The organism is Rodentibacter caecimuris (genome assembly GCF_010587025.1).
Lineage (GTDB): Bacteria > Pseudomonadota > Gammaproteobacteria > Enterobacterales > Pasteurellaceae > Rodentibacter > Rodentibacter caecimuris.
Map to the genome: position 1 here is coordinate 1,511,821 of NZ_CP040863.1, position 14,537 is coordinate 1,526,357.

The window sequence follows — 14,537 nt, forward strand, 5'->3', positions numbered from 1 at the left end:
ACAATATTTATACCGAGTAGCTAAGTTGGTTTTTACCCGACACTTTTTATGAAGGGTAAAATTATACTAATTCAACCTATAGGAATATTATCATGAACAAAATCTTTAAAGTAATTTTCAACCACACCACGCAAACTTGGATGGCGGTATCTGAGTTAGCAAAAGGGCATTGTAAATCCTCCTCTAATAGCACCGTTGAGGTTTCGGATAAAAGTGAAGTAAAAGGGAAATCTTTTGCCGGTATTAAGACTATTGCTATTACATCTGCAGTGATGATGGCAGTGGTGGTACCAAATGCTTTCGCCATACAAGCCGGTAGTGGGGAAATTAAACACAAATCGGGGCAAGGTACTGCAATTGCAGGTGGTGAAGCAACCGGTGATAGTAATGCAATTGCTATTGGTATAGAAAATAATAAACAGTGGGGTGAAACTCGAGCAAAAGCCGCAGCCCCAGGAGCTATCGCAATTGGTACCGGCTCGAATGTAACAACAAGAGTTGGGGTAGCACTTGGTTATCGGGCAAGTGCTACGGGAAGTAATAACGGTGATCAGGATTTCCCTTCAGTAGCAGTTGGTGGATATACAAATGCTAATGGTTTGGAAGCTACTGCAGTTGGTGGTCGCTCTCAAGCAGACGGAAGAGGTACTGCATCCTTCGGAGCCAACGCTACAGCAAATGGTGAAGGAGCAACGGCAGTCGGTTTTAAAAGTAATGCAACAAATGCTGGCACAACAGCAGTAGGTACGAGTAGTCTTGCTAATGGTGAAACAGCCACCGCAGTAGGGGGAAATTCAAATGCTACCGGTAAAGGAGCTGTTGCTTTAGGAGCAAATACTACGACAAATGGCGCAGGTTCAACAGCTGTTGGTTTTTTATCTAAAGCGACAGCGGCAGGTGGTACAGCTATTGGTACGAATACTACCGCAGGAACAGGTGTTGCGATTGGTCAAGATGCCTCTGCATCAAATGGTCGTACTGATAAAGCCAGTGTGGCAGTAGGGGTAAAGGCAACTGCAAATGGTGAATTAACAACCGCTATTGGAACAGGGGCTACTGCTAAGTCAGGTGAAACCGTAGCGTTAGGAGCGAATGCTACGGCAGGCGCTCCTTGGCAGAACCATGCAACTGCGATAGGGGCTAATTCTAAAGCCGTTCATCAAGGTGGTGTGGCATTAGGCTTTTATTCAGAAACTGAACGAGCTGGAACATCAACAAACTTTACAGTAAAGAATGATTCTGGCAACAATATTAACACTGATAATTTTGCTGGAGCAGCCAAAACAGGGGATCCTAGCGATAGTAATGATATTACTAGGGTTGTATCTGTTGGCAATGGAACAATGAAACGCCAAATTATTAATGTTGCAGCAGGGCGGGTTTCAGCAACATCAACCGATGCAATCAATGGTAGCCAACTTTATCAAGCAATGAAACATACGGGTTTTAATATTCAACAAAACGGCAGTACAAAATCTCGTATTAATAATGATGGTTTAGTGAATTTCACTAATGGCGACTATACAACAGCAGTGGTTACCGATGGTGATAATAGTTCATCTGTCAAAATGAATGTGGTGACACAAAATATTTCTACTGATGCAAGAGGTGTTACCAACGTTTCAGGTAATACAGCAGGTTTAACAACCGCTAAAACCGTATCAGATGCAATTAATAATGCACTCAATAATTCTAGTTTCTTGCTTAAAGCTAATGATGATGCCGGTGAGAAGATCACACGAAATAGTTCAATCAATATTGCTCAAGGAAAAAATATTAATGTAGAGCGTAACGGTAGCACAATTACAGTCAAGACCGTTGATAATCCGAAATTTAAGCAAGTCGATGTGGACAAGCAATTGAATGTAGCCGCAGGTGGTTCATTAACAGTATCCGGTACATCAAATTTACGTGGTAACATTCTACTTGGAGGTGAAGGTAAAAATATTACTTTCCAAAGTGGTTCCACTGTACACATGGGTGATAATAAGATCACTAATGTAAATAATGGTACAGCAAAAACGGATGCGGTAAATAAAGGACAGTTAGATGATGTAAGCAAGGTTGCTAACGCTGCTAATACTACGGCAAATGCAGCCAATACAACCGCAAATACCGCTAATTCAACTGCGAATGCAGCTAACACAACTGCAAATACTGCTAATGCAACTGCGAATGCAGCTAACACAACTGCAAATACTGCTAATACAACTGCGAATGCGGCTAACACTACGGCAAACACCGCCCTAAATAAAGTTAATCAAGGTTGGAACATCAATACAGGAAAGGCCGAAGGCGGTAATGTAGAAGGTAATAGTTCGACCAATGTTCAGATGGGCGATACTGTAAAAGTTATTGCAGGAAAAAATCTTAATATCACTCAAAGCGGCAAAGATATTACATTATCTGTTAATGATTCACCGAATTTCACCAGCATTACAACGAGCAATGGTGCAACGATTGGCGGAGATTTAACTGTTAATGGCACAACCAAAACTAAAGACTTAAATGTCACCAACAATGCAAACATTGAGAAAAACTTAACCGTTAAAGGTGATTCTACGGTGAAAGGTAACTCTGCTGTTGAAGGGACAACCACAACCAAAGACTTAAATGTCACCAATAATGCTACCGTTAATAATTTAACAGCAACCAACGGTACGATCACTAACCTGAATTCGACTAACGGTACAATCACTAACTTGAATTCAACTAACGGTACAATCACTAACCTGAATTCAACTAACGGTACAATTACTAACTTGAATTCTACCAATGGTACAATCACTAACCTGAATTCAACTAACGGTACAATTACTAACTTGAATTCTACCAACGGTACAATCACTAACCTGAATTCAACTAACGGTACAATTACTAACTTGAATTCTACCAACAGTACAATCACTAACCTAAATTCGACTAACGGTACAATTACTAACTTGAATTCTACCAATGGTACGATCACTAACTTGAATTCTACCAATGGTACGATCACTAACCTGAATTCGACTAACGGTACAATTACTAACTTGAATTCTACCAACGGTACAATCACTAACCTGAATTCAACTAACGGTACAATCACTAACCTGAATTCAACTAACGGTACAATTACTAACTTGAATTCTACCAACGGTACAATCACTAACCTGAATTCAACTAACAGTACAATCACTAACCTGAATTCGACTAACGGTACGATCACTAACCTGAATTCAACTAACGGTACAATCACTAACCTGAATTCAACTAACGGTACAATTACTAACTTGAATTCTACCAACGGTACAATCACTAACCTGAATTCAACTAACGGTACAATTACTAACTTGAATTCTACCAACGGTACAATTACTAACTTGAATTCTACCAACGGTACAATTACTAACTTGAATTCTACCAACGGTACAATCACTAACCTGAATTCAACTAACGGTACAATTACTAACTTGAATTCTACCAACGGTACAATCACTAACTTGAATTCTACCAATGGTACAATCACCAATTTAACGTCTGAAAATGGCACGTTTAGCAATAACCTGACTTCCACAGGTGAAACTCTATTATCCGGTAACACAACTGTAGGTGGTCAAGGTAAAACATTTACGGTAGCGAATGGCACAAAAGTGGATATGGGTGGCAATGTTATCAGCAACATTACTGACGGAAATATCTCCGAAGGCAGTAAAGATGCGATAACAGGTGGTCAGCTTCACTCGACAATTCAAAACATTACAACAAGTCTAACCAATCAGGGTATGAATTTTACGGGGAACAATGGTGTAGTTGTCACCCGTAAATTAGGTGAAACACTTACGGTTCAAGGTAGCTTAGCAGAGAATAAAGAAGCTGATAGCAGCAATATTCGTACAGTTGCAAATGCAACGACAGGTGCGATAGAAATTGTGATGGCAAAAGACCCTACATTTCGTAACTTAACAGCGACTGGTAATGCAACCGTAGGCGGTGATTTAGGTGTAAATGGTACAACCACAACAAAAGACTTGAATGTGACCAACAATGCCAATATCGAAAAAGATTTAACGGTAAAAGGTAATTCAACCGTTGATGGCAACTCAACGGTTAATGGCACCACCACAACCAAAGATCTGAATGTGACCAACAACGCCAATATCGAAAAAGATTTAACGGTAAAAGGTAATTCAACCGTTGATGGCAACTCAACGGTTAATGGCACCACCACAACCAAAGATCTGAATGTGACCAACAACGCCAATATCGAAAAAGATTTAACGGTAAAAGGTAATTCAACCGTTGATGGCAACTCAACGGTTAATGGCACGACCACAACCAAAGATCTGAATGTGACCAACAATGCCAATATCGAAAAAGATTTGACGGTAAAAGGCAATTCAACCGTTGATGGCACGACCACAACCAAAGATCTGAATGTGACCAACAACGCCAATATCGAAAAAGATTTGACAGTGAAGGGGAATTCAACGGTGAAAGGTAGTTCTACTGTTGAGGGCGATAGCACGGTCAAAGGTAATGTGACAGTTGAAGGTTCAACAACCACTAAAGATCTTACTGTCACTAATAACGCAACAGTGAACAATTTAACTGCGACAAACGGCACAATCACCAATTTAACTTCTGAAAATGGTACGTTTAGCAAGAACCTGACTTCCACTGGTGAAACCGTATTATCTGGTAATACAACTGTAGGTGGTCAAGATAAAACCTTTACTGTAGCGAATGGCACAAAAGTGGATATGGGTGGCAATGTTATCAGCAACATTACTGACGGAAATATCTCCGAAGGTAGTAAAGATGCGATAACAGGTGGTCAATTACACACCACAATTCAAAATATCACCTCAAGCCTAACAGATAAAGGGTTAAGCTTTACAGGTAATTCAGGAAATACAAGTCGTAAATTAGGTGAAACATTAAATATCACGGGAACAGCTACAACAAGCGGTAACTATAGCTCTAAAAATGTCAAAACCGTGGTGACCGAGGGTAAAGTTGAAATTCAAATTGCAGAAAGACCTGAATTTGAAACAATTTCAACCACGGGTGATGCAACAATTGGTGGTAATTCAACAGTGAACGGTGATAGCACAGTCAAAGGCAATGCGACTTTTGAGAAAGATACTGTCACCAAAGGTAATGCGACAGTTGAAGGCACGACCACAACCAAAGACTTGAATGTGACCAACAATGCCAATATCGAAAAAGATTTGACGGTGAAGGGCAATTCAACCGTGAATGGCAACTCTACTGTTGAGGGAGATAGCACAGTCAAAGGCAATGCAACTTTTGAGAAAGATACTGTCACCAAAGGTAATGCAACAGTTGAAGGCACGACTACAACCAAAGATTTGAATGTAACCAACAATGCCAATATCGAAAAAGATTTGACGGTGAAGGGCAATTCAACGGTGAAAGGTAACTCTACTGTTGAGGGTGATAGCACTGTCAAAGGCAATGCAACTTTTGAGAAAGATACTATCACCAGAGGTAATGCGACAGTTGAAGGCACGACTACAACCAAAGATTTGAATGTAACCAACAATGCCAATATCGAAAAAGATTTGACGGTGAAGGGCAATTCAACGGTGAAAGGTAACTCTACTGTTGAGGGTGATAGCACGATCAAAGGCAATGCGACTTTTGAGAAAGATACTGTCACCAGAGGTAATGCGACAGTTGAAGGCACGACTACAACCAAAGATTTAAATGTAACCAACAATGCCAATATCGAAAAAGATTTGACGGTGAAGGGCAATTCAACGGTGAAAGGTAACTCTACTGTTGAGGGCGATAGCACGGTCAAAGGCAATGCAACTTTTGAGAAAGATACTGTCACCAAAGGTAATGCGACTGTTGAAGGCACGACCACAACCAAAGACTTGAATGTGACCAACAATGCCAATATCGAAAAAGATTTGACGGTGAAGGGCAATTCAACGGTGAAAGGTAACTCTACTGTTGAGGGTGATAGCACGGTCAAAGGCAATGCAACTTTTGAGAAAGATACTGTCACCAGAGGTAATGCGACTGTTGAAGGCACGACTACAACCAAAGATTTAAATGTAACCAACAATGCCAATATCGAAAAAGATTTGACGGTGAAGGGCAATTCAACGGTGAAAGGTAACTCTACTGTTGAGGGTGATAGCACGGTCAAAGGCAATGCGACTTTTGAGAAAGATACTGTCACCAAAGGTAATGCGACTGTTGAAGGCACAACAACCACCAAAGATCTTACTGTCACGAATAACGCGACAGTGAATAATTTAACTGCGACAAACGGCACAATCACCAATTTAACTTCTGAAAATGGCACGTTTAGCAATAAACTGACTTCCACAGGTGAAACCGTATTATCCGGTAATACAACTGTAGGTGGTCAAGATAAAACCTTTACTGTAGCGAATGGCACAAAAGTGGATATGGGTGGCAATGTTATCAGCAATATTGGTGAAGGAAATGTCACAGAGGGTAGTAAAGATGCAGTAACAGGTGGTCAACTTTACACAACGATCCAAGACTTCAGTAATCTTACAGGTAAAGGTCTGAATTTCACGGGAAATAATGGTGAAATTGTCAACCGTAAATTAGGCGAAACACTGACAGTTAAAGGCAGTTTAGCAGAGGATAAAGAGGCTGATAGTAGTAATATTCGTACTGTAGCTAATGCAACAACAGGTGCGATAGAAATTCTAATGGCGAAAGATCCTACTTTCCGTAATTTAACAACCACAGGTAATGCAACTATTGGTGGTAACTTAGATGTAGATGGCACAACCACAACTAAAGATCTGACTGTTACTAATAACGCTACAATTGAAAAAGACTTAGCAGTTAAGGGGAATTCAACCGTTGACGGTGATAGTACCGTTAAAGGAAATGCTACCTTTGAGAAAGATACTCTTACTAAAGGCAATGCGACCTTTGAGAAAGATACCCTTACTAAAGGAAATGCGACCTTTGAAAAAGATACCTTAACGAAAGGTAACGCAACTGTTGAAGGCGACAGCACCGTTAAAGGAAATGCTACCTTTGAGAAAGATACTCTTACTAAAGGCAATGCGACCTTTGAAAAAGATACCTTAACGAAAGGTAACGCAACTGTTGAAGGCGACAGCACCGTTAAGGGAAATGCTACCTTTGAGAAAGATACTCTTACTAAAGGAAATGCAACGGTTAATGGTGATAGCCTTGTGAAAGGCAATTCAACCGTTGAAGGTGACAGCACCGTTAAAGGCAATGCAACCTTTGAGAAAGACACCTTAACGAAAGGTAACGCAACCGTTGAGGGCGACAGCCTTGTGAAAGGTAACTCTACGGTTGAAGGTGACAGCACCGTTAAAGGCAATGCGACCTTTGAGAAAGACACCTTAACGAAAGGTAACGCAACCGTTGAAGGCGACAGCACCGTTAAAGGAAATGCTACCTTTGAGAAAGATACTCTTACTAAAGGAAATGCAACGGTTAATGGTGATAGCCTTGTGAAAGGCAATTCAACCGTTGAAGGTGACAGCACCGTTAAAGGCAATGCAACCTTTGAGAAAGACACCTTAACGAAAGGTAACGCAACCGTTGAGGGCGACAGCCTTGTGAAAGGTAACTCTACGGTTGAAGGTGACAGCACCGTTAAAGGCAATGCGACCTTTGAAAAAGATACCTTAACGAAAGGTAACGCAACTGTTGAAGGCGACAGCACCGTTAAAGGAAATGCTACCTTTGAGAAAGATACTCTTACTAAAGGCAATGCGACCTTTGAAAAAGATACCTTAACGAAAGGTAACGCAACTGTTGAAGGCGACAGCACCGTTAAGGGAAATGCTACCTTTGAGAAAGATACTCTTACTAAAGGAAATGCAACGGTTAATGGTGATAGCCTTGTGAAAGGCAATTCAACCGTTGAAGGTGACAGCACCGTTAAAGGCAATGCAACCTTTGAGAAAGACACCTTAACGAAAGGTAACGCAACCGTTGAGGGCGACAGCCTTGTGAAAGGTAACTCTACGGTTGAAGGTGACAGCACCGTTAAAGGCAATGCAACCTTTGAGAAAGACACCTTAACGAAAGGTAACGCAACCGTTGAGGGCGACAGCCTTGTGAAAGGTAACTCTACGGTTGAAGGTGACAGCACCGTTAAAGGCAATGCGACCTTTGAGAAAGACACCTTAACGAAAGGTAACGCAACCGTTGAGGGTGACAGTCTTGTGAAAGGTAACTCTACGGTCGAAGGTGACAGCACCGTTAAAGGCAATGCAACCTTTGAGAAAGACACCTTAACGAAAGGTAACGCAACGGTTGAGGGTGACAGTCTTGTGAAAGGTAATGCAACGATTGAAGGTACAACCACCACTCAAGATCTTTTGGTGAATGGCGACAGTACCACGAAGGGGAATTCAACGATTGGAGGAAGTCTAACCGTTGAAGGCAATACTGTTTTACAAGATGTAACGATTAATAAATCTTTAACTCTTGCGGATAATGCGAAAATTGATTTAGGTAATTCTGATATTGAAGGTAGCTTTAATATTTATGGCAATACCGACAAAAAAACGCTTAGTCAGGCATTGGATCAATTACAAATGACCGGACCACTCGTTTATGTCGATCCTAAAACAAACAAAGATGTTCAACATCGAACAGATGTTGTAAGACTCAATAGCGGCTCGGACAAACCTGTACGGGTAACAAATGTCGCAGATCCGAAAGAAGCCAGCGATGCAGTAAATCTCGGTTATTTTGACAAGAAATTGTCGCTAAATATGCGCGATGTGCATAGTCGTATTAATCGGGTTGATCGTCGCTTACGCAGTGGTATCGCTTCCGCTGTTGCAATGAGCTTACTACCGCAATCTTATCGTGCAGGTGAAAGTGTTGTGAGTGTGGGTGGTGGTACTTACCGTGGTGCATCGGCAATCGCAGTGGGCTACTCCAGAGTGACCGACAACGGTCGCGTTATTATCAAAATCGGTGGTAGTGCGAACAATTCAGGAGATTATGCCGGTGGTGCAGCGGTTGGTTGGAAGTTCTAATTAACCTAAAAGTGCGGTCAAAATTAGTAAAGTTTTTAATCTTTACCCTGGCTGCACAAAATCTGATATAAATAATGAGCGTACTTAAAGTACGCTCATTTTGTAATATCTAAACGATAATGCAGTGATTTTACGAAAAATTCGGTATTCACTGTTGCTAAGCTTAATTATAAATTGCTATTTATGAGCTACTCATCAAGAACCATACCTTCTACCAATCTAATTAAAAATGAGGACACAACTATGAAATTAAAAACAAGCCTAACATTTACGGCTGCTTCATTACTTTTAGCAGCTTGTGATCAATTCGGTTCTCCTGATAAAAATGCTCAAGCAGCAAATGTTTCATCATCAAACAATACTTTTGTGTATTGCACAGCGAAAGCACCATTGGGTTTTAGTCCTGCACTTGTGATGGAAGGCACCTCTTATAATGCGAGTTCACAGCAAGTATATAACCGATTGGTAGAGTTTAAAAAAGGTTCAACGGATATTGAGCCTGCCTTAGCAGAAAGTTGGGACATTAGCGAGGACGGTTTAACTTATACGTTTCATCTCCGTAAAGGGGTAAAATTCCATACCACCAAGGAATTTACGCCAAGCCGTGATTTCAATGCCGATGATGTACTTTTTTCATTCCAACGCCAGTTAGATCCAAATCATCCTTATCACAATGTATCAAAAGGTACTTATCCCTATTTCAAAGCAATGAAATTTCCTGATTTATTAAAATCCGTAGAGAAAGTGGATGACAATACTGTTCGTATTACCTTAAATAAAAAAGATGCGACGTTCTTAGCAAGTTTAGGGATGGATTTTATTTCCATTTATTCTGCAGAGTATGCGGATGAGATGCTAAAAGCAGGTAAACCGGAAACCATTGATAACCGTCCTGTGGGGACGGGTCCGTTTGTCTTTGTGGACTATAAAATTGATCAGGCGGCACAATATGTGGCAAATGAAAATTACTGGAAAGGACGTACACCGCTCGATCGCTTAGTGATCAGTATCGTACCGGATGCTTCCACCCGTTATGCAAAATTACAATCAGGAACTTGCGATTTAATTTTATTCCCAAATGTGGCGGATTTGGCAAAAATGAAAACCGATCCGAAAGTACAGCTCTTGGAACAAAAAGGCTTGAACGTAGCCTATATCGCATTTAACACAGAAAAAGCACCTTTTGACAACGTAAAAGTGCGTCAGGCATTAAATTATGCGGTGGATAAAAAAGCCATTATTGATGCTGTGTATCAAGGCGCCGGCACACCGGCAAAAAATCCGTTGCCACCAACTATTTGGAGTTATAACGATGAGGTTCAAGATTATCCATATAATCCCGAGAAAGCGAAACAACTCTTAGTAGAAGCAGGCTATCCGAATGGCTTTGAAACTGATTTCTGGATTCAACCGGTGATTCGCTCATCAAACCCAAATCCAAAACGTATGGCTGAACTGATTATGGCTGACTGGGCAAAAGTGGGGGTAAAAACCAATCCGGTAACTTATGAATGGGCGGATTACCAAAAACGGGCAAAAGTCGGTGAATTAACGGCAGGTATTTTTGGTTGGTCAGGCGATAACGGTGATCCGGATAATTTCTTATCACCACTATTAGCCAGCGCGAATGCGGGAAACTCAAATTATGCCCGTTTCAAAAATCCTGAATTTGATGCCTTATTAGACAAAGCGCTCAGTTTAACCAATAAAGAGGAGCGTGCTGCACTTTATAAACAAGCTCAGGTTATCGTCCACGAACAAGCACCTTGGATTCCAGTTGCTCACTCCGTCGGATTTTCACCACTAAGCCCACGTGTTAAAGGCTATGTTCAAAGCCCATTCGGCTATGATGCCTTTTATGGCGTGAGTGTTGATGGCAAATAATGACTAATGAAAGTGCGGTTAAAATTAACCGCACTTTTTTCTTACCCCGATATTATGTAGCAAGGAATTTCAACAAAATGTGGGGACACACTTCGTGTGTCCGTTATAAAACCAACTTATTTTAGTATGTTATAAACAAACACACGCAGTGTATTCCTACAAATAAATCCTAAATTAGGTTTGTGCAACTGCTACCAATACTGTATTAGCCTCCTATTCCCCTCTCTCCTCAAATAAGAATAATTATATTTTGCAAATTAGCTATAAAATCTTTTTTTCTTCCGTATAATGAGTTCGCTATTTCTTTTATTTATCACATCGTGAAATGATTAAAAAATCATTGACAAAAAATAGGAGTTCAAATGGATTTCAATCGAATTATCACTCACATGAATGATCATCATCAAGATGATATGCTTGCGCTTTGTAAAAAATTTGGTGGAGAAAAAGAAATCACCGAAATCAAACTGATTAATGTTGATTTTGGCGGTTTAGATTTTGAATACAACAATGGCAAAAAACTACGCATAGAATTCCCTCAACCTACAGATGAAAATTCAATCAAACAAGCCATCATTACGCTCTGTGTCGAAAATAAACCCGTGGAAAACTATGGCCGAATTAAAGCAAAAATTGATGAATTTCGGCAAAGTGTGAAAAGCTGTGTACTTTCAACACTTGATGCTGAAGGCGCACCGATTGCTTCTTATGCGCCCATCATTTCTCTTGATGGTAAAAATTATATTTATATCAGTGCCGTTGCAGAACATTACGACAATCTGAAACGAAATCCAAATCAAGTTGAAGTCATGTTTTTAGAAGACGAAAGCCAAGCCAAATCAATTATTGTACGTACCCGCCTTCGCTACAAAGCTACTGCCCGATTCATACCAAGAGAAGATCCAATCGTAGAAAAAGCCCTTGATAAATTAGCCGAAACCATGAATAACGTTAGCGGTATTAAAACGATTAGAGACTTTACCGATTTTGATCTTATTGAATTAACTTTTGGTGCAGGGCGTTTTGTGCGAGGTTTTGGCCAAGCCTACTCAATCACTCCGAATGGGGAAATTTCACACATTGGTGTTAAAGGCAACCCACACGAAAAAGCGACCGCTAACCAATCTTAATTGACGAACGTTTTTACAAGATCTATCCTAGCCTCAGTATTTTCACTGGGGCTTTTTCTTGCAAAAGGAGATAAAAATGGATTTGCATAATATTCGAGAAGAGTACCGTAAACGAGTGCTATCCCAATACGATTGTAACGAAAATCCAATTTCACAATTTGAATTATGGATGAATGAAGCCATCACCAGCCAAGTCAATGAACCAACGGCGATGAATGTTGCAACGGTGGATGAAAACGGCAAACCGAGTAGTCGTATGGTATTGCTCAAAGAAGTCAATCAACAGGGTTTTGTCTTTTTCACCAACTATCATAGTAAAAAAGGACGATCAGTCGAGCATAATCCTTATGTTGCCCTGACTTTCTTTTGGCCTGAGCTGGAACGCCAAGTTCGTATTGAAGGCAAAGCCGTTAAAATTTCAGATCAACAATCCGATGAATATTTTGCCAGCCGACCTTATACAAGCCGAATTGGTGCTTGGGCAAGCAAACAAAGTGCGGTCATTTCCGGCTATAAATCTTTATTGGCAAAAGCCGCACTTATTGCCGCTAAATACCCGATTCACGTACCACGTCCCACACATTGGGGCGGCTACATAGTTATACCGGATTGTGTAGAATTCTGGCAGGGTCGTCCAAGTCGTTTACATGATCGCATTCAATATCGTCTCGAAAATAATAGTTGGATTCGCGAACGCCTTTCACCTTAAATAACAATTAACGCTCATAAAAAATAAAAAAGGGGGCACATCCCTATGCCTCCCTTTGCTTATACTCTAAGTTGTAATTAATAAATTATTTACCTTGTAATGCCTGTTTAATGATAAAGAAAATATCCGTTTGATCCAGCAATCCTGAAAATTCATAAGCTTTCGGGCCGTATGCGGCAATGCGAAGTTGGCTTCCTGTATGCTGTTGATCATCAGCCTCTTTTCCTGTGCCGTAACTAACCGTCATGATTGAATTATCTTTTGCTTTAAGCGTTTGAGTTAAACCTGCCGGTTTCGCTTTATTCGGCACTAATTGGCTAGTGTGAGCGTGATCCGCTGTAACAATCACTAAAGTTTGTCCATCTTTGCGGGCAAATTCCAAGGCTGATTGTACCGCTTCATCTAAATCAACGGTTTCACCAATTTGCCCACAAGGGTTCGCTTTATGATCTTGCTTATCAATAGAAGCCCCCTCAACTTGTAGGAAAAAGCCGTTCGGATTCTCCTGTAGTAACTCAATGGCTTTTTCTGTCATCTGAGCTAAATTTGGAATTGTTACATCACGTTCCGGGTTCGCTTTACACTCTATCGGATTAGCATGATTTCCCTCAAACGTAGCTTGTCCGCCTAACCAACGAACGGGCATATTTCCGGCGGAGAATAAACCTAGAATAGGAAACTTATTGTTTTTATCCAGTTTATTTAATCCTTCAAGGTTATTCACTAAACTAAACCCTTTATCAACCGCTTGCTGCCATAATGTACGGTCTTTAAATTCTCCAGCATTAGGCTTTTCATCAAAGGTTTTACGTCCGCCGCCAAAAACAATATCCGGAGGATTAGATAAAAATTGCTCTGTAATAGAACCTAAACCACCGTTTTCTAAAGCACTTTCCGGACAACGTTCAGCGGTCGCAGTCGGACCATAACATTTTCGGTGACTAATATGAGCTAAAAGTGAGGCAGGAGTTGCATCTTGAATTTCAGCAGTGGTGATATTACCCGTACCTTTCCCCAATTTTTTGGCAATTTCCGCCAGGTTTATTACAGGTTTTCCGTAAACATCCACACCTATCGCACCATTGTAGGTTTTAATTCCCGATGTCCAAGCTGTCGCCGAAGCCGCAGAATCCGTCACCTGTTCGACAAGTTTTGTCTCTTTATCAAGCGCATAAGTCGTGATATGACCGGAAAAAGGCAAAGCATCAATTCCTTTAAACGAACCAGCCGCCCCTTCCGCATAATTTCGAGCAATGGTAATTTCAGAATCGCCCATGCCGTCGCCAATTAATAAAATAACATTTTTAACCTGATTTTTTTCCAGTAACTCGCTTAATACCGATTTTTTACTTTCTACTAAACGCTTGGCTCCACCTCGTTGGGAAATATCATTATTCACTGTACTCGGCTCAACCGCATTCACAGATAACATAAGAGCATTCAAAGATAAACCTAATAATGCTTGTTTTCCTATTGATTTCAATTTCATTTTTTTCTCCTATCGTATGAATTGAACGAAGGCATTCTAAAAAAGCATTATGACACTTTGATGACATTAAATAGGAATCCGTAATATTTCAACAATCGGTTAATTTCACATACCATAGAGTAGGAAAGTGCGGTCATTTTTTATAAAGAATTTTTTGGTGTTATATAGCAAATATACAAAACCGATATTTCAATCTGAGCATAAAAACATCCGTGTATTTAACACCAATAATTTCAATAAGTTACAAAAAACCATCTACAACTCCCTACGTATTGTTTAAATTTTTTTATTTT

General features: G+C 40.4%; 5 protein-coding genes. 4 read left to right on the plus strand and 1 reads right to left on the minus strand.

All coding sequences use genetic code 11. From position 1 onward, the window contains the following. Nucleotides 1-92: 92 nt before the first annotated feature. From FEE42_RS07635 to pdxH, 4 genes are all read left to right on the plus strand, one after another. Entirely contained in the window at nucleotides 93-9,032 is an 8,940-nt protein-coding gene (locus tag FEE42_RS07635) for an ESPR-type extended signal peptide-containing protein (RefSeq protein WP_164028057.1), read from the plus strand. 243 nt (nucleotides 9,033-9,275) lie between these two features. Continuing rightward, on the plus strand, nucleotides 9,276-10,916 hold the full coding sequence (locus FEE42_RS07640) for an ABC transporter substrate-binding protein (protein WP_164028058.1): 1,641 nt from the start codon (nucleotides 9,276-9,278) through the stop codon (nucleotides 10,914-10,916). Nucleotides 10,917-11,278: 362 nt separating this feature from the next. Further along, complete coding sequence (locus FEE42_RS07645; protein WP_059368605.1) at nucleotides 11,279-12,046, plus strand: HugZ family heme oxygenase; 768 nt, start codon at nucleotides 11,279-11,281, stop codon at nucleotides 12,044-12,046. 76 nt (nucleotides 12,047-12,122) lie between these two features. Beyond that, on the plus strand, nucleotides 12,123-12,755 hold the full coding sequence (pdxH, locus tag FEE42_RS07650; RefSeq protein WP_059368606.1) for a pyridoxamine 5'-phosphate oxidase: 633 nt from the start codon (nucleotides 12,123-12,125) through the stop codon (nucleotides 12,753-12,755). An 85-nt stretch (nucleotides 12,756-12,840) separates the two neighbouring features. Here the strand turns inward: pdxH and phoA are convergent, their stop codons facing one another. Next, on the minus strand, nucleotides 12,841-14,244 hold the full coding sequence (phoA, locus tag FEE42_RS07655) for an alkaline phosphatase (RefSeq protein ID WP_059368607.1): 1,404 nt from the start codon (nucleotides 14,242-14,244) through the stop codon (nucleotides 12,841-12,843). Nucleotides 14,245-14,537 lie beyond the last annotated feature (293 nt).